At 56.7% G+C, this 20,708-nt stretch carries 19 protein-coding genes; 5 read left to right on the plus strand and 14 right to left on the minus strand.

Annotated elements, in window-relative coordinates; all coding sequences use genetic code 11:
- Nucleotides 1-10: 10 nt before the first annotated feature.
- From ACXAGA_RS02085 to ACXAGA_RS02100, 4 genes are all read right to left on the minus strand, one after another.
- Nucleotides 11-883, minus strand: a complete 873-nt coding sequence (locus ACXAGA_RS02085; RefSeq protein ID WP_086451634.1) for a F0F1 ATP synthase subunit gamma — start codon at nucleotides 881-883, stop codon at nucleotides 11-13.
- Between the two features lie 25 nt (nucleotides 884-908).
- Complete coding sequence (gene atpA / locus ACXAGA_RS02090) at nucleotides 909-2,447, minus strand: F0F1 ATP synthase subunit alpha (protein ID WP_475115857.1); 1,539 nt, start codon at nucleotides 2,445-2,447, stop codon at nucleotides 909-911.
- Nucleotides 2,447-3,007: a F0F1 ATP synthase subunit delta gene (locus ACXAGA_RS02095; RefSeq protein WP_475115858.1), complete on the minus strand. Its 561-nt coding sequence runs from the start codon at nucleotides 3,005-3,007 to the stop codon at nucleotides 2,447-2,449. The genes atpA and ACXAGA_RS02095 overlap by 1 nt, the downstream gene beginning before the upstream one ends.
- A 288-nt stretch (nucleotides 3,008-3,295) precedes the next feature.
- A complete protein-coding gene (locus ACXAGA_RS02100) occupies nucleotides 3,296-4,063 on the minus strand; it encodes a methyltransferase domain-containing protein (protein WP_475115859.1) in 768 nt (255 codons plus the stop codon).
- 61 nt (nucleotides 4,064-4,124) lie between these two features.
- On the opposite strand from ACXAGA_RS02100, the gene gloB reads away from it, so the two are divergent.
- The 3 genes from gloB to ACXAGA_RS02115 all read left to right on the plus strand — a co-directional run bounded on the left by gloB (nucleotide 4,125) and on the right by ACXAGA_RS02115 (nucleotide 8,364).
- Nucleotides 4,125-4,886: a hydroxyacylglutathione hydrolase gene (gene gloB / locus ACXAGA_RS02105; RefSeq protein WP_475115860.1), complete on the plus strand. Its 762-nt coding sequence runs from the start codon at nucleotides 4,125-4,127 to the stop codon at nucleotides 4,884-4,886.
- Between the two features lie 182 nt (nucleotides 4,887-5,068).
- A complete protein-coding gene (gene clpA, locus ACXAGA_RS02110; RefSeq protein WP_475115861.1) occupies nucleotides 5,069-7,408 on the plus strand; it encodes an ATP-dependent Clp protease ATP-binding subunit ClpA in 2,340 nt (779 codons plus the stop codon).
- 65 nt (nucleotides 7,409-7,473) lie between these two features.
- Nucleotides 7,474-8,364 carry a M23 family metallopeptidase gene (locus ACXAGA_RS02115; protein WP_475115862.1) on the plus strand — a complete coding sequence of 297 codons (891 nt, stop codon included), beginning with the start codon at nucleotides 7,474-7,476 and terminating at the stop codon, nucleotides 8,362-8,364.
- On the opposite strand, the gene ACXAGA_RS02120 is transcribed toward ACXAGA_RS02115, so the two are convergent.
- The 3 genes from ACXAGA_RS02120 to ACXAGA_RS02130 all read right to left on the minus strand — a co-directional run bounded on the left by ACXAGA_RS02120 (nucleotide 8,351) and on the right by ACXAGA_RS02130 (nucleotide 12,273).
- On the minus strand, nucleotides 8,351-10,510 hold the full coding sequence (locus tag ACXAGA_RS02120) for a peptidoglycan -binding protein (RefSeq protein WP_475115863.1): 2,160 nt from the start codon (nucleotides 10,508-10,510) through the stop codon (nucleotides 8,351-8,353). The two genes, ACXAGA_RS02115 and ACXAGA_RS02120, sit on opposite strands and share 14 nt — an antisense overlap.
- Nucleotides 10,511-10,513: 3 nt before the next feature.
- A complete protein-coding gene (locus tag ACXAGA_RS02125; protein ID WP_475116217.1) occupies nucleotides 10,514-11,581 on the minus strand; it encodes a biopolymer transporter ExbB in 1,068 nt (355 codons plus the stop codon).
- A gap of 143 nt (nucleotides 11,582-11,724) precedes the next feature.
- Nucleotides 11,725-12,273: a gamma-glutamylcyclotransferase gene (locus tag ACXAGA_RS02130; RefSeq protein ID WP_475115864.1), complete on the minus strand. Its 549-nt coding sequence runs from the start codon at nucleotides 12,271-12,273 to the stop codon at nucleotides 11,725-11,727.
- Between the two features lie 46 nt (nucleotides 12,274-12,319).
- Between ACXAGA_RS02130 and ACXAGA_RS02135 the strand changes: the two genes are divergently transcribed.
- A complete protein-coding gene (locus ACXAGA_RS02135; RefSeq protein WP_475115865.1) occupies nucleotides 12,320-13,243 on the plus strand; it encodes a DUF2125 domain-containing protein in 924 nt (307 codons plus the stop codon).
- On the opposite strand, the gene ACXAGA_RS02140 is transcribed toward ACXAGA_RS02135, so the two are convergent.
- Genes ACXAGA_RS02140 through hisC form a run of 3 tightly spaced genes read right to left on the minus strand, consistent with a single transcriptional unit; the run spans nucleotide 13,240 to nucleotide 16,060 of the window.
- Complete coding sequence (locus tag ACXAGA_RS02140; protein ID WP_475115866.1) at nucleotides 13,240-14,058, minus strand: extensin-like domain-containing protein; 819 nt, start codon at nucleotides 14,056-14,058, stop codon at nucleotides 13,240-13,242. The two genes, ACXAGA_RS02135 and ACXAGA_RS02140, sit on opposite strands and share 4 nt — an antisense overlap.
- Nucleotides 14,055-14,975, minus strand: coding sequence for a prephenate/arogenate dehydrogenase family protein (locus tag ACXAGA_RS02145; protein ID WP_475115867.1), 921 nt, complete (start codon nucleotides 14,973-14,975; stop codon nucleotides 14,055-14,057). Before ACXAGA_RS02145 ends, ACXAGA_RS02140 begins: the two co-directional genes overlap by 4 nt.
- Nucleotides 14,975-16,060 carry a histidinol-phosphate transaminase gene (gene hisC, locus ACXAGA_RS02150; RefSeq protein ID WP_475115868.1) on the minus strand — a complete coding sequence of 362 codons (1,086 nt, stop codon included), beginning with the start codon at nucleotides 16,058-16,060 and terminating at the stop codon, nucleotides 14,975-14,977. Before hisC ends, ACXAGA_RS02145 begins: the two co-directional genes overlap by 1 nt.
- A gap of 120 nt (nucleotides 16,061-16,180) precedes the next feature.
- Between hisC and ACXAGA_RS02155 the strand changes: the two genes are divergently transcribed.
- On the plus strand, nucleotides 16,181-17,233 hold the full coding sequence (locus ACXAGA_RS02155) for a bifunctional transcriptional activator/DNA repair enzyme AdaA (RefSeq protein ID WP_475115869.1): 1,053 nt from the start codon (nucleotides 16,181-16,183) through the stop codon (nucleotides 17,231-17,233).
- Between the two features lie 26 nt (nucleotides 17,234-17,259).
- On the opposite strand, the gene ACXAGA_RS02160 is transcribed toward ACXAGA_RS02155, so the two are convergent.
- From ACXAGA_RS02160 to ACXAGA_RS02175, 4 genes are all read right to left on the minus strand, one after another.
- A complete protein-coding gene (locus tag ACXAGA_RS02160; protein WP_475115870.1) occupies nucleotides 17,260-17,709 on the minus strand; it encodes a hypothetical protein in 450 nt (149 codons plus the stop codon).
- 114 nt (nucleotides 17,710-17,823) lie between these two features.
- On the minus strand, nucleotides 17,824-18,444 hold the full coding sequence (gene rpsD / locus ACXAGA_RS02165; RefSeq protein ID WP_475115871.1) for a 30S ribosomal protein S4: 621 nt from the start codon (nucleotides 18,442-18,444) through the stop codon (nucleotides 17,824-17,826).
- Between the two features lie 156 nt (nucleotides 18,445-18,600).
- Nucleotides 18,601-19,674, minus strand: a complete 1,074-nt coding sequence (locus ACXAGA_RS02170; RefSeq protein WP_475115872.1) for a Hint domain-containing protein — start codon at nucleotides 19,672-19,674, stop codon at nucleotides 18,601-18,603.
- Nucleotides 19,675-19,791: 117 nt separating this feature from the next.
- Nucleotides 19,792-20,703 carry a lipid A-modifier LpxR family protein gene (locus ACXAGA_RS02175; RefSeq protein WP_475115873.1) on the minus strand — a complete coding sequence of 304 codons (912 nt, stop codon included), beginning with the start codon at nucleotides 20,701-20,703 and terminating at the stop codon, nucleotides 19,792-19,794.
- Nucleotides 20,704-20,708: the final 5 nt, after the last annotated feature.

Below are 20,708 nucleotides of genomic sequence, written 5' to 3' on the forward strand. Positions count from 1 at the left end.
ACTCCGGTTCTTAGAGCGCTTCCGCGCCCGAAATAATTTCGATCAGTTCGCTGGTGATTACAGCCTGACGCGAACGGTTGAATTCGATGGTTAGCTTGTCGATCATATCGCCTGCGTTGCGGGTTGCGTTGTCCATCGCGCTCATCCGCGCACCCTGTTCGGATGCAGCGTTTTCCAGAAGAGCCGCAAAAATCGCGGTCGATACACTGCTAGGCAGCAGATCGTCCAGAATGGCCTCTTCGTTCGGTTCGTAATCGTAGTCGGCGACAACAGCGTCTTCTGCTGCTTCGAATTTTGCTGGGATCACCTGCTGAGCAGTCGGAATCTGCGAAATCACAGATTGGAACTGCGCAAAGAAGATCGTCGCAACATCGAATTCACCGGCTTCGAACCGCTTCAGCAGGTCTTGACCAATGCCGCGTGCGGTTGCGTAGTCGATACGCTTTACTTCCGAAAGGTCGACGTGGTCGACGAGCAGATCACCGAAATCACGGCGCAGCTGTTCGCGGCCTTTTTTGCCAACCGTCAGGATTTTCACCGTTTTGCCCTGGGCCTGTAGGTCCAGCGCATGTGTGCGTGCTTTCTTCACGATCGAAGAATTGAAACCGCCACACAGACCACGTTCAGAGGTCATGACCACCAGCAGGTGGACCTGATCGCTTCCGGTGCCGCGCAGCAGCAGCGGTGCAGTGTCGGACGAACCAACCGAAGCGGCCAGCGTCGATACCACAGCGTTAAAACGCTCGGCATACGGACGTGCTGCCTCGGCGGCGTCCTGGGCGCGGCGCAATTTTGCTGCCGCGACCATCTGCATCGCCTTGGTGATCTTGCGGGTCGATTTGACCGACGAGATCCTGTTTTTTAGGTCCTTAAGACTTGGCACTGCCTTGTCTCCTTATCCGGTGAACTTAGGCGAAGTCTGCTGCGAACTCGTCAAGAGCCGCTTTCAATTTGTCTGCAGCGTCGCCTTTGATCTTTGGATCCTCGTTTGCGATCCACTCCAGAATGTCCGAACGCTTGTTGCGCAGGAAGTTCAGCATAGCGTCTTCGAAACGAGCAACGTCGGAAACTGGCAGGTCGTCCAAGTAGCCGTTGGTGCCTGCAAAGATGATGCAGACGATTTCGGCGTTGGTCAGTGGCGAATACTGAGGCTGTTTCATCAGCTCGGTCAGGCGTGCACCACGGTTCAGCAGCTTTTGGGTTGCAGCGTCCAGATCGGAACCGAACTGAGCGAATGCAGCCATTTCGCGGTACTGAGCCAGCGACAGTTTAACAGGACCTGCTACCGACGACATCGCCTTGGTCTGAGCCGAGGAGCCCACACGCGAAACCGACAGACCGGTGTTCACAGCAGGACGGATACCTTGGTAGAACAGTTCGGTTTCCAAGAAGATCTGACCGTCGGTGATCGAAATCACGTTGGTAGGAATAAACGCGGAAACGTCGCCACCTTGGGTTTCGATGATTGGCAGCGCGGTCAGCGAGCCTGCACCGAAATCTTCGTTCAGCTTTGCCGAACGTTCCAGCAGACGCGAGTGAAGATAGAAAACGTCACCTGGGTAAGCTTCGCGGCCTGGTGGGCGGCGCAGCAGCAGCGACATCTGACGATACGACACAGCCTGTTTCGACAGGTCATCGTAGATGATCAGTGCGTGGCGGCCGTTGTCACGGAAGTGTTCTGCCATCGCGGTTGCAGCGTATGGCGCCAAGAACTGCATAGGTGCAGGATCCGAAGCGGTCGCAGCAACAACGATCGAGTATTCCATCGCACCGTTTTCTTCCAGCTTTTTAACCAGCTGAGCAACGGTCGAACGTTTCTGACCAACAGCAACGTATACGCAGTACAGTTTCTTCGACTCGTCGTCGCCTGCAGCTTCGTTGTACGATTTCTGGTTCAGGATCGCGTCCAGAGCAACAGCGGTTTTACCGGTCTGACGGTCACCAATGATCAGCTCACGCTGGCCACGGCCGATTGGGATCATCGCGTCAACCGATTTCAGGCCGGTTGCCATCGGTTCGTGAACCGATTTACGTGGGATAATGCCAGGCGCTTTAACGTCAGCAACCAGACGCTTGGACGCGTTGATTGGACCTTTGCCGTCGATTGGGTTGCCCAGACCGTCTACAACGCGGCCCAGCAGTTCGTCACCCGCAGGGACGTCCACGATCGAGTTGGTGCGCTTAACAGTGTCACCTTCTTTGATCTCACGGTCGGAACCAAAGATAACAACACCAACGTTGTCAGCTTCAAGGTTCAGTGCCATCCCGCGGATACCGCCTGGGAATTCGACCATTTCACCAGCCTGAACATTGTCCAGACCGTATACGCGTGCGATACCGTCACCGACCGAGAGCACACGGCCGATTTCGGCCACTTCGGCTTCCTGACCGAAGTTTTTGATCTGGTCCTTTAGGATCGCAGAAATTTCTGCAGCTTGGATCGCCATTATCCGACCTCTTTCATGGTGTTCTGGAGAGCGCTGAGCTTGGAAGCGATCGACGTATCGATCATTTTCGAGCCCACCTTAACAACAAGACCGCCGATAAGTGCGTCATCAACGGTCGCATTAATTTTTACGTCTTTGCCGATTTTTGCCGACAGAGTTTTGGCTAGTTTGTCCGACTGCGTCTTGGTCAGTGCTTTTGCGCTGATCACTTCGGCAGTCACTTCGCCTTTTTCCTCTGCAAGCAGAGCACGCAGCGACGACAGCAGGTGCGGTAGCACAAACAGACGACGCTTCTGGGCCAGAAGGCTCAGTGTGTTAGCAAAAATTTCCGAAAGACCCATCTTGGCTGCAATCGCCGAAATGGCGGTTGCTTGCTCTTCGCGGCTATACAGCGGCGAATTGATCAGAGCGTTCAGCTCTGCACTGCCTGCCAAGGCAGCGTCGATGGCATCAATATCGGACTCAAGAGCAGCGATCGCATTGCCGTCTTTGGCAAGGTCAAACACTGCAGAAGCATAGCGCGAGGCAATGCTGGTTGAAATCGAAGCTGGTTCGGACACGTCCACCCTTCCGATGTTTTGGGCCGTCACCACATGTCTAATAGACATCCAGTTCGGGCAGCTTGAACGGCCCCCGTTATACGTGGGCGCCAAAATCACGGGGGATGTAGCAGACAGGTATGCGTGTCGCAACCGCCTTAGCGTCAAGAAAATCGATTGTTGGGGGGTAGAATGCGCACATATATATATCGTGCGACCATTCGCCCCAATTTTTGGCCCGTATTTATGGGGTTTTGATCCGCTTGAGACAAAATGGCCCATAACCGAACGAATCTGTGGATATCGTACTTAAGTATGACGCCCGCTGGTCAGTCCCGGCTCTCGGACCGGTCGGCTCACGCCTTCTAACACGCGCAAGGGGCGTTTCACGGCCTCGCCCAAACCTGGGCGGCGCGACGCGGGAACCTGTTTGGTCACCTCGACAATCAAAACACCACCTGCGGCCAGATACGGGATGTCGTGGCCAATCTTTTCCAAAAACCCGCCCATCTTGCGCCAAATCTTGCGGATCGACGGCGGCTGATACAGGGCAGAGCTCGCCCGTTCGACAACAAAGTTGTGCTGCTTGAGCTGCGATTCCAACTGGCCCAGCGAATAAGGCCGCCCATAACCAAAAGGCGTACGATCCGAACGGCACCATAAACCCGCGCGATTTGGCACAATGAACACAGCCTTGCCACCGGGGCCCAGTACTCGCCAAGATTCGTCCAACAACGCGCTGGGGTTTTCGGATGTTTCCAACCCGTGCATCACCACCAGTTTATCCGCGATGCCGGTTTCCAGCGGCCACATCACTTCTTCGCACAGCACGCTGACGTTCGGCTGCCCGGGCGGCCACGGCATCACCCCCTGAGGGCCAGGCATCAACGCCACAACGCGGCGCGCGTCGGTCAGATACGGGCGCAACAACGGCGCCGCGAAACCGAAACCGACGACAGTTTGTTTGGTTGCTTCGGGCCATAGATCGACCAAATGATCGCGCACCACTTTCTGTGCGGCTCGCCCCAATGCGCTGCGGTAATAAAAGTTGCGCAGGTCTAACACGTCTAAATGCATTGCGGGTCTTGGTCCAATCGGTCACGCTACAGGTAGATTACCCAAACGCGACGACAATGCCATGCCTTTAAATTTGATCACAGTGCCCTGTTTGACCGACAACTACGCATTTTTGCTGCATAATGACGATACAGGCGAAACAGCCCTGATCGATGCGCCGGAATCTGCCCCGATCAAGGCAGAACTGGAACGCCGCGGTTGGACCCTGTCGGATATCCTCATCACCCACCACCACCATGATCACATCGACGGCGTGGATAATTGGCGCGGCACAGCGCGGGTTATCGGGGCCGCCGCCGACGCGCACCGCCTGCCTGATTTGTCCGAACAGGTTCGTGACGGCGACGAATTAACAATCTGCGGAGAGCCCTGCCGCGTCATGGACGTATACGGCCACACGATTGGGCATGTTGCATTCTATTTCCCTGTCAGCGGCATCCTGTTTTCCGCCGATAGCCTGATGGCCATGGGCTGCGGACGTCTGTTTGAAGGCACCCCAGATCAAATGTGGACGACGATGCAGCGCCTGCGCGCCCTGCCCGATAACACGATCGTGTGTTCCGGGCATGAATACACGGCATCAAATATGCGCTTTGCCCTTTCAATCGAACCGGACAATCCCCATCTGGTAGAAAGAAATGAACGCATCCAATCGGCCCGCGCGGCCAACATCCCCACAGTCCCGTCCGTTTTATCGGATGAAAAACAAACAAATCCGTTTCTGCGGGCAGATGACCTGTCCCTGAAACGTGCAGTCGGCATGGAAAATGCAACGGATGTTGAGAGTTTCGCAACCATTCGTAGCAGAAAGGACAACTTCTAACGAATAGGTGCCCAAACATTTCGCTTTTACGTACCGTAAATGACTCAACGAAGGCGAAAGTAACAGGAATGTATAAAATAGGCCTTGAAGGTTGGCGCGGAAAACCAATCATTAAGGTTAGGAGGCCACGGTCGGACGAGGCATAAGCCCCGAAAGACCCCCCGAAAGAAAGGAGCACGCAGGTGCCATCTTTTTCGACCACTCTAGAGCAGTCCATCCACGCGGCACTGGCATTAGCAAATGCGCGCCGCCACGAACTTGCAACGCTTGAACACCTACTGCTGGCGCTGATCGACGAACCAGACGCCGCCCGCGTGATGAAAGCCTGCGCCGTGGATCTGGATGAGCTGCGAAAGAACCTTGAAGATTATATCGAAGAGGACCTGTCCACGCTGGTCACAGACGTCGACGGTTCCGAGGCAGTCCCAACAGCCGCGTTCCAACGCGTGATCCAACGCGCCGCGATCCACGTCCAATCATCGGGCCGCACCGAAGTGACGGGCGCGAACGTTCTGGTTGCGATCTTTGCCGAACGCGAAAGCAACGCCGCCTATTTCCTACAAGATCAGGACATGACCCGTTACGACGCGGTCAATTTCATCGCGCACGGCGTCGCCAAAGACCCTGCATTCGGCGAAAGCCGCCCCATCGTTGGGTCCGAAGATGACGAAGATGCCTCCTCCTCTTCTTCGTCGGCATCGCCCGAAGGTAACGGCGAAAACCGCGAATCCGCGTTGGCGAAATACTGTGTCGATCTGAACAAAAAATCGCGCAAAGGCGACGTAGACCCGCTGATCGGCCGCGCCCACGAGGTCGAACGCTGCATTCAGGTTCTGTGCCGCCGCCGCAAAAACAACCCTCTGCTGGTTGGTGATCCGGGCGTTGGTAAAACCGCCATCGCTGAAGGTCTGGCACGCAAAATCGTCAACGACGAAGTGCCAGAGGTCCTGTCGGGCACGACGATCTTTAGCCTAGACATGGGCGCGCTGCTAGCCGGCACCCGTTACCGCGGCGATTTCGAAGAACGCCTAAAGGCGGTCGTCACCGAATTGGAAGACCACCCCGACGCCGTTCTGTTTATCGACGAAATCCACACAGTAATCGGTGCGGGCGCAACGTCGGGCGGTGCTATGGACGCATCCAACCTGCTGAAACCTGCGTTGCAGGGCGGCAAACTGCGTTGCATGGGGTCGACCACATATAAAGAGTTCCGCCAGCATTTCGAAAAAGACCGTGCTTTGTCCCGTCGTTTCCAGAAAATCGACGTGAACGAACCATCGGTCGAAGATGCGGTGAAAATCCTGCAAGGTTTGAAACCCTACTTCGAAGATCACCACGCGATCCGTTACACCGCTGATGCGATCAAATCGGCTGTTGAACTGTCGGCACGTTATATCAACGACCGCAAACTGCCGGACAAAGCCATCGACGTCATCGACGAAGCAGGCGCCGCGCAGCATCTGGTCGCAGAATCCAAACGCCGCAAAACCATCGGCGTAAAAGAGATCGAAGCCGTCGTTGCGAAAATCGCGCGCATCCCGCCGAAAAGCGTCAGCAAAGACGATGCAGAGACTCTTAAGGATCTGGAAAAATCGCTGAAACGCGTTGTGTTCGGTCAGGACCCCGCAATCGAGGCCCTGTCGTCCGCGATCAAACTGGCCCGTGCTGGTCTGCGTGAACCTGAAAAACCCATCGGTAACTACCTGTTCGCAGGCCCAACCGGTGTCGGTAAAACCGAGGTCGCGAAACAGTTGGCCGATACGCTGGGCGTGGAACTGATCCGGTTCGATATGTCCGAATACATGGAAAAACACGCTGTATCGCGTCTGATTGGTGCCCCTCCGGGCTATGTCGGGTTCGATCAGGGTGGCATGTTGACCGACAGCATCGACCAGAACCCGCACTGTGTTCTGTTGCTGGACGAAATGGAAAAGGCACACCCTGACGTCTACAACATCCTGCTTCAGGTGATGGACCACGGCAAACTGACCGACCACAACGGCCGGACCACAGATTTCCGTAACGTGATCCTGATCATGACGTCGAATGCAGGCGCGGCAGAGCAAGCCAAAGAAGCCATCGGTTTCGGCCGCGATCGCCGCGAAGGCGAAGACACCGCCGCAATCGAACGCACCTTTACGCCGGAATTCCGCAACCGTCTGGACGCGGTGATCCCGTTCCAGCCATTGCCGAAAGAGGTAATCCTGCAAGTCGTCGAAAAGTTTGTTCTGCAGCTAGAGGCACAGTTGATGGACCGCAACGTCCACATCGAACTGACCGTCGAAGCCGCAGGTTGGCTGGGCGACAAAGGGTACGATGCGAAAATGGGTGCGCGTCCGCTGGGCCGCGTCATTCAGGAACACATCAAAAAACCTCTGGCCGAAGAGTTGCTGTTTGGCAAACTGACCAAAGGCGGCGTTGTCCGCGTGGCTGTGAAAGATGGCGAACTGGATCTACAAATCCTGCCGCCCGAACAGGCCAAACTGTCTGGCAACAAACCACCGCTTTTGACCGCAGAGTAATGCGCGTCTTAGCGACTGCTATACTGTCGTCCCTCGCCATGCCTGTCATGGCGGGGGATATTCTTTTGGGACTACCAATCGCCTGCGATCTGGAAACCGATTGTTACATCCAACAGTTCGTTGATCTGGACGCGACCGATGGAATCCGCGATTTCACCTGTGGCACACTGACCTATGACACCCACAAAGGCACCGATTTCGCGCTATCGTCGCTGAACCAACAGGCACAAGGCGTCGACGTCATCGCCTCTGCCCCCGGTACAGTGCGCGGCGTGCGCAATGATATGGATGACGTGTTGCAGACAGGCACGTCGGCGCCTGATGTGTCGGGCCGTGAATGCGGCAATGGCGTGGTGATCAGCCATGGGGACGGATGGGAAACGCAGTATTGCCATCTGGCGAAAGGATCAGTGACCGTTCGCAGCGGTGACCGCGTTGCGATGGGGCAAATTCTGGGACGCGTCGGATTGTCTGGCCAGACCCAGTTCCCACATGTTCATCTGTCGGTTCGAAAAAACGGCGAAGTCATCGATCCCTTTGCGCCAAACGCCGACACCTGCGGCATTGCTGATGATACGCTATGGATCGATGTACCGCCGATTTCGCCGGGCGGGATCATCACATCGGGGTTTGCACCAAACGTCCCCGCATACGACGAAATCAAACAAGGCATGCCGGACCGCCCGACCCTATCGGCCTATCAGGACATGGTATTATGGGGCTACGCCTTTGGCGGATTGGCGGGTGATACGATGGATTTCGATATCACAGGGCCACACGGATCGATTTTCACGAACTCTGTGGTGATTGATCGCGCCCAAGCCCTGTGGTTCCGCGCGGGTGGAAAACGTGCGCCGATCACGGGCTGGACCGGCGGCACCTACGTTGGAACCGTCACCCACACGCGCGGCGATCAGGTCATCGACACCCAATCAGTCACCATCACCGTTCAGTAAGTTTCAGTTCGATCCGTCGGTTCTGCGCACGCGCGGCCGGCGTGTCGTCTGTATTCACAGGCTGATATTCACCGAACCCATTTGCAGACAAACGGTTTGGCGCGATGCCTTGGGTTTGGGACATATAGCGCACCACAGACAACGCCCGCGCCTGCGACAATTCCCAGTTATCCGCAAACTCCCCCTGCCCCGACAACGGCAGATTATCGGTATGGCCATCTACGCGGATGATCCAATCGATATTATCGGGGATGCTGTCCGAAATCTGGCGCAAAATATCGGCGACCTTGGCGATCTCTTGTTGGCCTTGGCCAGACAGGGTCGCGCTGCCGGGGGCAAACAGAACTTCGGATGAAAATACGAAACGGTCGCCTTCAATGCGAACACCTTGCTGACCCTCTAGAATGCTGCGTAGTTCGCCAAAGAATTCAGAACGATACCGCGCCAGATTTTGCGCTTCGGCTTCTAGGCGCGCGCGCTCTGCTTCTTCCAACTCTAGGCGGCGGCGGCTTTCTGCGGCGGCGCGCGCTAGGGCTTGGTTCAACTGCGATGATAGATTCGATATTTGGACCTTCGCATCGCTGTCTGCGATTTCGGCCAAATTCAGCAGGTTTTGCAATTGACTGACCTGCGCGCGCAATTCAGCAACATTGGCATTCAGGGCCGCGATCTGTCGCTGACTTTCTGCCGAAAGCGCCTCTTCTTCGGCCAGTGCCGCATTCGCAGTGGCCAGCAGGGCCGCCTGTCGTTCAGCTTCGGTCATTTGCTGGGTCAAATTGGCCTGCGCCGCGGCTTGGGCGGCCAAAGCTTCGGCCAAACGCGCTTCTAACGTGGCGCGATCATTTTCGGTTTCACTGCGATTTTCCGACAGCGATTGCACTTGCTGTTCCAGAGCCTGACGCGCGATCAATGCCTCGGCCAGTCGTTCCTCTAATGTCAGTCGCGCGGCATTCGCATCTGCGCCTGCATCTTGGGCTGCTTGCAATTCGGCCTCGGCGGCTTGTTTCGCCAGCAGCGCGGCGGCCAATTGTTCCTGAATATCGGACTGCGCCGCGTCACCGTCGGCCAGTGCTTGCTCTAACGCTTGCTGGGCCGCTTCTAAATCGCCTTGGGCCAATTCCTGTGCGGCTATGGCAGCGGCCAAACGGGTGGTCAAATCCTGATTAGAGGCTTCGGCGGCGGCCAGTGCATCTTGGGCGGCGGCAAGATCGGCATTCGTTGTGCGCTGCAAATCCAATGCGGCCAGCAACCGCGCATCTAAATCCTGACCGTCACTTAGCGCGCTAGTCAGATCATTTTCCAGCTGGGTTTTCGCCAACAACGCCGCGGCCAATCGCATGTCCAGATCATCACGTGCTGCCTCTGCCGCAGCAAGAAGCGTGAGCATTTCTTCGGCGCGGCGGCGCTGTTGTTCCAACGCCAGCGTCATCGCTGTGATTTCGGAATCCGCATTCGCCAACCGTTCGCGCAGGCTGTCCAATGCGGCGGCATCAACCAATTGCTGCGCCTCTAACGCATCGACCGAAGCAAGAGCATCCGATTTATCAGTTTCCAATTCGGCGATCATCGCCTCTAGCGCTTCGCGGCGCGCAGCGGCCAAACGCGCCTCTTCGGCAGCAGCGTCGATTTCATCACGCGCTTGGGCCAATGCAAGGTTCAGTGCTTCTTGCTGTGACATCAATGTATCACGGGCCGTTTCCAGATCAGCGACTTGGGTCCGCAAATCAGACCGATCCGACAACAATCCCGCGACCTGCGCTTCAAATCCGGTGATGCGGTTCTGTGCTTCGACCAACGCAGCGGCATTTGCGTCGCGTTCTTGGGTCAGGCGGGTGATCAATGCGGCCTGAGCGGACCGTTCATCATTCGCAGCCGTCAGATCGGTGGTCAATTGCCCGACCTGCCCAGCCAGCTGAGACGATCGGACCTGTTCCAATCCTAACGCTTGGGCAAGCGATGACACTTCGGCTGTCAGTTCATTTAACCGATCTTCTTGGCCTTCGATTTTTTCGCGCAGCACAAATTGTAAGACCATAAAGATGGTCAGAACAAACATCAGAACCAGCAACAGCCCCGTCATAGCATCCACAAAACCGGGCCAGATCGACGCGTTGAACCTATTCGTACTGCGGCGAGAGATCGCCATAGATCACTCCTGCCCCGAATTGCGTTTCATCTGGCGCAAGGCGCGACTGATATTGCCCAATTCGCCGCGCAATTCGGTGATCGTTTCCTGACGACCTGCCGACAGCTCCTCTAGGATGCGCAGCAATTGGACGTCTATCGACCGCAGGCGCATACGGCTTTCGGCATCGATCCCATCCACACCGCTATCGGCCAGCTTTTGGGCCATCGCCTGTTGCGCGGCGGCGGCTTGCGCCAACGCAGGCCTGATGTCCTGATCGTCCATCCGCGCCGCCAATTGGGCAACTGTTGCGCTCAGTTGGGCGATTTGTTCGTCGGTGCGCAACCGGCCTTCTTCGGATGCGCGGATCAGGGCGACCAGTTGATCATTCGATCCGCCGCCCGCAAATTCCACCCCGCCTTCGTCACCGGTGGCAAAGCCCAGCCGCGTGATCGACGATAGCCATTCTTCTAATTCGCGGTAAAATCGGTTCTGGCCGTGACCCGCAAATAGTTCCAGCAGGCCAACGATCAAAGACCCCGCCAGACCCAGCAATGACGACGAAAACGCTGTGCCCATGCCGCCCAGCTGGCTTTCTAATCCGACCTGCAGTTTGGCAAAAACATCCGCGCCTGATGCGCCTTCGTCCGCATTCAGACTGCGGATCGTGTCGACCAGCGCCGGAACAGTGGTCGCAAGGCCGTAAAACGTGCCCAGCAGCCCCAGAAAGATCAGCGTATTTCCCAGGTATTTGGTGATTTCACGGTCTTCGTCGATGCGGCTGGCAACCGAATCCAAAATGGACCGCGCCGAGGTGCTGGAAATTTGCATCCGCGCCCCGCGTGACCGCAGCAAAGTCGCCAAAGGCGCCAGCAAAACAGGCGCGCCCTGCACATCCAAATCACGCGCGAATTTTTTGATCCACCCGACAGACCGAACCAGCTGAACCACCTGCCCGAAACAGGACACAACACCGATCACAAAGACCGTCAGGATCAAACCGTTCAGATAGGGGTTCGACAGGAATATGGATTCCAGCGTCGAAAACGCAAAATAGATGCCCGCACAAATCAGACCCAGCGCGATCATCATAAAGGTGATCTGGCGTGTCGGTTGCGAAAAATATGGCTCGGCCTCGGGTTCCCTGATGTCCACCACGGGTTGGGTTCCTCGTCTTTATTCAGTTCCCCCAACCATATGCAGCCAAAAGGGCAGTTCGCAAATGAATTATGCCCCTATTGGGTACACAATAGTCTTACTCTAGACAGGAGCCATTCCATATCGGGGTCTTTGATCCCCATATCGATCAAATGCAGCGCCGTACGTTCCAGATATTCAACATTCGGCCCGCGACCACCAACCGCCGATGCGATCATTTGCGCCTGAGTTTCCAACGGGAAATGGCAATACTGTTCATGATCGGGATCGATAATATACGTCACCGCATTCACAGCTCGCCCATCCCGCAGCGTCAGCGGCAGCACCCGTTCCAAATAGGCCGATGATACCAATTCGCGTTCCCGCAAATCGGCGATGACCTTTTCGCGGTCGGGGTCTGCAACGCGGAACGCGATGCCGGTACACTGCGCGCCGACCTGTGCATCCAGTGCCAAAACCAGCCCAGGATGTTCGACCGTGCCACGATGGTGGATGGACAGCATACAAAACGACCGATGGAAATCGGGCAACGTTGCGGGGACCGCTTCGACGGGATCAAATCCCGGATTCCACAAAAGTGATCCGTAGCCAAAGACCCAAAGCTGCGATTGTTCTTTTTCATCCATAGCGCATTGACTAAACAGTTTCAGAATAAAGGTGAAGGGGCCGAAAATGGGTGCACGTCGTTGGGTGATCGGGTTGGGCATTGCCTATGCAACGATTTGGGGTCTGGGCAGCTATGGGTATTCTAAATTGGCGACCTCGGTCCTAACGGATTTATCGGCCAACGGCGATCTGGTGACCCATGATGATCCGCGTTGGATGCTGAACCCGCTGCGCGTCGGATCGACCGTTACCGACATGTCATTTCGCAGCGGCACAACGGTGGAAAACATCGGCATTTCGACCCCATTGTTCGCGCCAAATCACGTTCGCGCAGATATCACAGGCGCGGTGTCGATCGCAGGCTTCACGCAATCAGCCGATGATCAATGGATCGATGTTGGTTTTCGCCTAAACCCGAATGCCGAAATCGGCTCGCTGCGGACCCAGATGACAAACGCCGAAATCACTGGCCGTTTGCAGATGGCGTTCGGGGCGCTAATGATCGACCTACAGGGCACCGACCTGCCGACTTATGCGTTGAGCGCGTCGGGCACAGACATTCAATTGCCCGCCCAAATCATCGACAATCCGAACCTACAAAACGTTGAACTGGTCGATTTCGACGGAACGGTCACGTTTGATCGCGTGTTGTCGGCCACGGATCAGGCTCCTAACCCGCTGCAATCCATCGCATTTGCACCGCTGCAAATGAACTGGGGCGAATTGGATGTGACCGTGGCTGGCGATCTGGAAATCGACGCATTCGGCACCCCAACTGGACGGCTCGATTTATCGGCCAGCGGTTGGCAAATGTTGGTGAAGCTGCTGGCCGACGCGGGCGTGATCGATCGCGGAACGGTATTCGGATACAGCGCGATGATTGGCGGGATGGCCGATGAAAACGGGCGGGTAAATTTGCCGCTGATCTTTGCTGGTGGGCAAATCAAACTGGGGCCGTTCCCATTAGGCCCCGCCCCGCGTCTGCGTTAGCGGCAATAGCTGCCGCTGCGATAACGGGCGGTGTCAAAATGGAAATGGTTTCGATGTGCGGCGTTTGCCTCTGGCCCCAACACGGTGCCAAAAATTCCACAGGCTCCGCGGTGCATTTCGCGTAACTGGCGACCATCTGCGCGGGTACCCCAACCATTTAGAACGGAAATTACACTACCGTCGCGCAACCTGAAACCGCCGATATCAATCGCCCGACCAAAAGCATGTTCGGACAATCGTCCAGACGCCGCTCCGTTACGGTTGCGACAGGAATAATGGCCCATCAGGTTGAGCCGCTCTAACCCGCCACCTTCGCTGCCGATCGCGGGGATTGCGCTGCGTTCTACCCAGTTTTTCAACGCAACAGCCGTCGTGCAATCGATCGTCGGGCGGTCACTAAAGGTCACGCCAGCAACAGACCGCAGCCGCACGGGTTGATCCACGCCGCAGGCCCCCGCCCCGTTAATCGGCGCGATGTATTCCCCCTGAATATCGGGATCATTGCACACCATGCCGCGCGCACGGGCCGCGATCGCTTCGGCCGCGCGACGTTCGACGCGAGCCGTGCGTGCCATCGGCGGAGCCGACGTTTCAACCGCATATTGGCTAGCTGGGACGGCCATACTGTCGCGCGCGTTGTCCGTTTCCGGCGTGGACGGCGCAACAATTAACCCATCAGGCCGCGCGAACGGACGTGGCAACGCTTCCGGTGCTGACGTCGGGCGCACCGCGGGCGCGGGCGCGTCTACGGGCGCTTCGGCCTGTGCAATACTGGCCCAGAAGACCAGACAGATCAGCGCCCCCGCCTTGATCATTCCGATTTGGTCGGTGTGCGGCCAAAGTCCGGCGCCGAAGTATCCTGACCCGCCTCGATAATGCCGCGACGAATGGCGCGGGTACGAGTGAAATAGTCGAACAGAGTATCCCCATCGCCCGTCCGAATAGCGCGCTGAAGCGCGAACAATTCTTCGGTAAAGCGACCCAGAATTTCCAGTGTCGCGTCTTTGTTCGTTAGGAACACATCGCGCCACATCGTCGGATCGGACGCAGCGATACGGGTGAAATCACGAAAACCAGCGGCAGAGAATTTAATGACCTCTTGGTCGGTGACGCGGCGCAGATCGTCGGCCACGCCAACCATGGTGTAGGCGATCAGGTGCGGCGCATGCGATACGACGGCACAAACGAGATCGTGGTGATCGGGTTCCATAATTTCGATCTCCGCGCCAATCCCGCGCCAGAAATCGCAGATGCGGTCAACTTCGGCCTGATCGGCGTCTTCGGGTGGGACGACCAGACACCAGCGTTTATCGAACAACGTGGCAAAGCCCGAATGCGGCCCCGAATGCTCGGTACCCGCCATCGGGTGACAGCCGATGAAATGACAGCCTTCGGGCATATGCGGGATCACAGCGTCAAAGACGGACCGTTTGACCGACCCGACGTCAGTCACGACCGCGCCTTTTTTCAGATGCGGTGCGATCGCCTCCATCACGGGGCCCATCGCGCCGACGGGCACGGCCAGAACGACCAGATCGGCGTCTTTCACAGCGTCTTCGGCGGTATCACAGACGCGATCGACTAGGTTGATTTCGCGCGCGATGTCGCGGGTTTCTTGGCTGCGGGCATAGCCGACAATTTCGCCAGCCAGTTTACCGCGGCGCATTGCCAACGACATGGACCCAGCGATCAGACCCAAACCGATCAGCGCGACTTTGTTGTACATGACCATCAGCGCACGCCCTTTTGTGTGGCAATAACATGAACGACGCGGCGGCAGGCGGCTTCGTCGCCGACGGTGATGCGCAGACCTTCGGCGATGCCATAGCCCGCGACGCGGCGCACGATAATTCCATCGGCCTTTAGCGCGGCATCCATAGCGGCGGCTTCGTCGGCGTCGGCAAAACGGGCCAGAACAAAATTGGCATAGCTGTCATCGCAGCCCACGCCCATTTGACGCAACGCATTGGTCAGCCACGCCCGCCATTTCGCATTTTCGGTCCGACATTTTTCGACAAAAGCGCGGTCGCGAACAGCGGCTTCGGCGGCGGCCATTTGGGTCTGGCTTAGGTTGAACGGCTGGCGCAAACGGTTCAGCACATCGATGATATCGCGGGACGCATAGCCCCAGCCAATGCGCAAACCGCCCAACCCGTAAATTTTCGAAAACGTGCGGGTCATGATGACATTCGGGTACTGATCCACGAGTGCGCGCCCGCCATCAAAATCATCGACGTATTCGGTATAGGCCCCGTCGTGCACAAACAGCACATCTGTTGGCAGGTTTTCGATCAATCTGATCAATTCACCATTTTCAACCATCGTGCCCGTTGGGTTCGCTGGATTGGCGATAAACACGATACGGGTTTTATCGGTGACGGCGGCCAAAATGGCGTCAACGTCTACAACGCGGTCCTTTTCAGCGACAGTAACAGGCACAGCGCCCGCCTGTTTTGCCAAAATCGGATACATCGAAAACCCGTGTTCGGTGGTGATGATTTCATCGCCCACGCCCGCATAAGCGGTGGTCACGAATTGCAGAACTTCGTCCGATCCAACGCCACAAATAACGCGGTCAGGATCAACATTATGCATTTCGCCAATAGCGCGGCGCAGGGGGCCGTGATCCGTGTTTGGATAACGATGCAATTCACCAACCGTCCGCACAAACGCATCGCGAACAGAGTCAGAAAATCCAAATGGATTTTCGTTCGACGACAGTTTCAGAACATCCGATTTGCCAGCGACCGTGCTTTCACCGCTGACGTATAGCGCGATGTCCATGATGCCCGGCTGTGGCTGTGGCGATTTCGTCATTTTAGGCCCCTTGGGTTGGTGCCCTTCCTTACCCTTGCTGGTGGGCCGTTTCCAGACCGCAGTTGATTAGCTGCCCGTTTTCAGGCGGTATGTGTGCAACTGTGCCGCTATAATTGCCCCATGCTGTTTACTTTACCAGACGACAACACCCTGTACGACGCCCTACTGGCCCGCGATCCCAGTTTTGAGGGCCGCGCGTTCGTTGGTGTGCGGTCTACGGGGATATTCTGTCGGTTAACCTGCCCCGCGCGAAAACCGCTGCGGGAAAACTGTGAATTCTTTGAAACAACAGCCGCTTGCGCTGCGGCGGGGTATCGGCCCTGCAAACGGTGCCATCCGATTGGCACCAGCGCGGCAGCTGACCCTGTCATCACGCGGCTATTGGCCACGCTGGATACCGAACCTGACAGACGCTGGACCGAAGGCGACGTGGCAGACATGGGCCTGGATCCATCCACGGTCCGCCGCCTGTTTCGCCGTCATTTCGGCATGACGTTCATTCAAATGGCGCGGCAACGGCGGCTGCGCACAGGGGCCGCGACATTGGCCAAAGGGGGCAAAGTGATTGAGGCGCAATTAGACGCAGGATACGATTCCCCAGCGGCTTTCCGCAGCAGCTTTGCCGCGATGCTGGGGGTGTCGCCAGCCGATTTGCGGACGGATAGCGCGCTAAAGGTGGATTTCATAGACACGCCGCTGGGCCCGATGATCGCCATCGCGGATGATACCGCGCTGCGCATGTTGGAATTCCCCGACCGCAAATCATTGGCTACCAATCTACAGCGACTGGCGAAAACCGACGCGTTGTCATTTGGCCGGACGTCAATCACCGACCAAACGGAAACCGAACTTGCGGAATATTTCGCGGGCGGTCGAACGCAATTCACCGTTCCGTTGGCAAACACCTATGGCACCCAATTTCAACGGACCGTTTGGGCCGCCCTGCGCAACATTCCTGCCGGTCACACCGTCAGTTATGGCGATTTGGCACAAAGCATCGGAAACCCGACAGCCGTCCGTGCGGTTGCCGCGGCCAATGGGGCAAATCAAATCGCGCTGATTATTCCGTGCCACCGCGTCATTGGCGCAGACGGGTCCATGACCGGTTATGCTGGTGGGCTTTGGCGCAAACAATCGCTGATCGCCACCGAAGCCGCCTATGCCCAGAAATAGAAAGCCGCCCCTTGGGACGGCTTGGGTTATTCTATGTTGGGACAGGAAATTTGGCCCGTGCTCGCCCAGCTACGAATGGCCCGCTGAATGGGCTCGGATCCCCATCGGCCCGACACCTGCAAATCAGCCCCGCCACCAGCGGCAGGCGATGCGGTCGCGGTAACCCAAGTGCCCGTATTGTCTGGCCCCGCGCCGATCGCGCCCGTCAGCAAAGTCCGCTGCGTTGTCAAAACCGTCTGACCACCCGACGTTGATACCGACGTATCCAAACCGACAGTCCATGCACTATTACTGACCATGCCGCCGCCAGTCGTCATGCTGGACGCTGCAAAGGTCCCGTTCAGACACTGCGCCGCGCCCTGCGCCAATGAATTCGAAACCTGCGCATAGCTGCGCGTTGAAATGGTGGACCCACCCTCCATCGTGCAAGCCATAAGACCCACCGCACTGATCGCACCGAAAATCAGAACCTTCATACTCTTCTCCAAAATCAACTTTAGGATGAAGGTAGCACTGGATCGACCCTCGGCAAACGAAAAGGGCCGCCCAATCGGGCGACCCTTTCCTGAGATTCTGTAGATCGGCGAAGATTAGTTCTTCGCGTAGAATTCGACCACCAGGTTCGGTTCCATAACAACTGGGTATGGAACGTCCGACAGACCAGGAGTGCGAACGAAAGTCGCGGTCATTTTGTTGTGGTCTGCTTCGATGTAGTCAGGAACATCACGCTCGGTCAGCTGAACAGCTTCCAGCAGAACGGTCAGTTGCTTGGACTTTGCGCGAACTTCTACAACGTCGCCTTCTTTGACGCGGTAGGATGGGATGTTCACAGGCTTGCCGTTAACCAGAACGTGGCCGTGGTTTACGAACTGACGTGCAGCGAATACGGTCGCAACGAATTTCGCGCGGTAAACAACTGCGTCCAGACGGCGCTCCAGCAGGCCGATCAGGTTTTCACCGGTGTCGCCTTTTACACGCTCAGCTTCTGCGTAGATACGACGGAACTGTTTCTCAGTCATGTCGCCGTAGTAGCCTTTCAGCTTCTGTTTTGCGCGCAGCTGCAGACCGAAGTCCGAGATTTTCGCTTTGCGGCGCTGACCGTGCTGGCCTGGGCCGTATTCACGTTTGTTTACTGGCGACTTTGGGCGGCCCCAGATGTTTTCGCCCATACGGCGGTCGATTTTGTACTTGGCAGATGTGCGTTTGGTCACAGCTGATATCCTTCGATTTTAACGACGCCCGAACGGGCGACTATGAAGGGCGTTGTCCTCTTGGCCGAAGCCATGACAGGAATCCCCTTGCGGGGCCCACCAACACCAATGAATGGGCGGCTTATAAAAGCGCGGGCGTCAGAGTCAACAGCCCAATTACACGCGCCTTCCATAATCGTGGCTAAGGATCGCAACATCGCTAGAGGTCAGCACGCGGCGCGCAAATGCGCCATAGGCCTGTGGGTTGCCGCCCAATTCGGGCACACGATCAAACAGACGCGTCCGATCCATTTCCCCCAGATGCGACAGCGCGGCGCTGGCGGGGTGAAAGCTTTCGGTTTCGACGTTGTTGGCAAAGACCACTTCGTGCGATGGCAACAGCATGTGAATGTAGGTCACTTCGCGCACGGAACGATCCACATATATATTGTGGTCATTCACAAGATCGCGGGCCGTCACCAACACTTCGTCTGCATTAAACAACGCTCTGGCGCGCGGACCTTTCAGAACCATGCGGTGATCTGGGGACACCAGCAAACCTTCGTCGGGGACGTCTTTGTCCAATGCGCCTGCCGCCATACGAACGGGCGCGTAATGCGGCATCGCAAACAGGCGCGCGCCCGTGACGCGGCGGGTTCCGATCCACAGGATTTCCTGACAGCCGTTGTCTTTGGTCTGAACGCGGTCACCTTCGACCAGCGTTTCCACCTGACGCGGCCCGCTGTCTGTCAGGATCGTCGTTCCCGGCGTGAAACAAATAACGCCGCCCGGTGCATCACTGATCTGATCTGGGCGTTCCAGATCGATGTTGTGCGACACCACCCACATTTCGCGGTGTTTCGGTGGCAGTTCGCCCACAAACATCAACAAAGGCGGACGCGACCGACCCAAATCGATCACTGTGACCGTCCAAGTGCCCCGCCCATCGGTGATATTGAAACTTTTTTCGAACAAAGGTGCCTGGAGGTGTTCATCCAAACCTTTTTCGTTCGGCAACACTGCTGCCGATAACAAACGCCGCACGGATTGTGCCGCGCGTTTTCTAATGTCCGCCTCTCCGGTCGCTTCGCCCAATAGCAAAACAGAATTCGCGCCATCCACACGGATGGGCTCACCTGTCCACGCCCAGCTCGCCCCGACTCTTAGATGGTCGATCGGCGCAGCCCAGCTGCCGTCTAATTCACTTTGCGACCAGGAAATGACAAACGTGCCTTGATAGCCCGTTTTCATGCCTGCCTCATGCCTTCAATGTGTCCCGCGTCTTTGTCGCGCAGGTACGTAGGCAATCTAGACGTGCGAAAGCCGTCGAATCAACCCTTTAGATTTAAAAATATCAAAGTGTTGCAGCTAGAAGTTCAGATTGAGTTTAAGAGAGCCCACAAACTGGCCTTCGGACTGGCCTTCGTATTCTTCGGATAAATAGGTGATGCCGTAATAGGCTGACATTTCAGGCGTAAATTGCCACGCGACCCCTGCCCGTGCGCGCAGACGTTCATTTTCCATCACCGTGCCGAAATCCGGCGGAAAATATTCGCTGTCATCCACATAGGCATAATCGGCCCCCAGAATGACGCCAAAACCGGTCTGATGAGATTCGCCGATCTTGTACCTATGGCCCGTCACGGGATCGCGCCCGTAAACAACGTCTTGCCCTTGGTCGCCGATGGACACATCGACACCTACACGCAAGAAATCTTCGACGCCATAGGACGCTTCGCCGAATGGACGCACGGCCACGCCTTTGCCAACGACAAAGTCATGACCCAATTCTGCTGTGACTGTTGGAAAGACACCATTCACGACCTGATTGTCACTCACGCTTTGATCAATCGGTTGCGCACCCAGAATGTCGTGCAAGGTTTCCTGCATTCCCAAAATGCCTGTTTGCGGTCCGACAACGACCACATCAGCGCCAAAGCTTAGGTCGGTATTTTCGTTGTTTAGATGGCTATGCAGGCCCATTGACCAAATTCCAGCATAAGCACGATCTGTCGCCATCGATCCCGTGACACCGCGCGGCGCAATAGATTCGCCGCGCAGACGCAGCTCTAGCGAACGGATCGCTGTCGGCGCCTGCGGATTTTCGAACCCCAGACCGAGCAGATAGCTGCCTGTGCGCCAACGATCATGTCCGTCGCCAAAGAAATCATTGTTCAGCAACCGCCCCTGACCAACATAGCTGTATCCAGCCCACGCGCCATCAGCTGCGGCCGAACCCGCAAGGGCAGACAAAGTCATTGCAATAAACATACAGCGCATAGCGA

It is taken from the genome of Marivivens sp. ABH4_498, from assembly GCF_056160585.1.

Excerpts from the sequence above, each read along its gene's own strand:
- atpA (WP_475115857.1), bottom strand. The coding sequence starts at position 2,447 with ATGGCGATCCAAGCTGCAGAAATTTCTGCGATCCTAAAGGACCAGATC.
- ACXAGA_RS02100 (WP_475115859.1), bottom strand. The coding sequence starts at position 4,063 with ATGCATTTAGACGTGTTAGACCTGCGCAACTTTTATTACCGCAGCGCA.
- gloB (WP_475115860.1), top strand. The coding sequence starts at position 4,125 with ATGCCTTTAAATTTGATCACAGTGCCCTGTTTGACCGACAACTACGCA.
- ACXAGA_RS02120 (WP_475115863.1), bottom strand. The coding sequence starts at position 10,510 with ATGGCGATCTCTCGCCGCAGTACGAATAGGTTCAACGCGTCGATCTGG.
- ACXAGA_RS02125 (WP_475116217.1), bottom strand. The coding sequence starts at position 11,581 with ATGATGATCGCGCTGGGTCTGATTTGTGCGGGCATCTATTTTGCGTTT.
- ACXAGA_RS02130 (WP_475115864.1), bottom strand. The coding sequence starts at position 12,273 with ATGGATGAAAAAGAACAATCGCAGCTTTGGGTCTTTGGCTACGGATCA.
- ACXAGA_RS02135 (WP_475115865.1), top strand. The coding sequence starts at position 12,320 with ATGGGTGCACGTCGTTGGGTGATCGGGTTGGGCATTGCCTATGCAACG.
- ACXAGA_RS02140 (WP_475115866.1), bottom strand. The coding sequence starts at position 14,058 with ATGATCAAGGCGGGGGCGCTGATCTGTCTGGTCTTCTGGGCCAGTATT.
- ACXAGA_RS02145 (WP_475115867.1), bottom strand. The coding sequence starts at position 14,975 with ATGGTCATGTACAACAAAGTCGCGCTGATCGGTTTGGGTCTGATCGCT.
- hisC (WP_475115868.1), bottom strand. The coding sequence starts at position 16,060 with ATGACGAAATCGCCACAGCCACAGCCGGGCATCATGGACATCGCGCTA.
- ACXAGA_RS02155 (WP_475115869.1), top strand. The coding sequence starts at position 16,181 with ATGCTGTTTACTTTACCAGACGACAACACCCTGTACGACGCCCTACTG.
- ACXAGA_RS02160 (WP_475115870.1), bottom strand. The coding sequence starts at position 17,709 with ATGAAGGTTCTGATTTTCGGTGCGATCAGTGCGGTGGGTCTTATGGCT.
- ACXAGA_RS02170 (WP_475115872.1), bottom strand. The coding sequence starts at position 19,674 with ATGAAAACGGGCTATCAAGGCACGTTTGTCATTTCCTGGTCGCAAAGT.
- ACXAGA_RS02175 (WP_475115873.1), bottom strand. The coding sequence starts at position 20,703 with ATGCGCTGTATGTTTATTGCAATGACTTTGTCTGCCCTTGCGGGTTCG.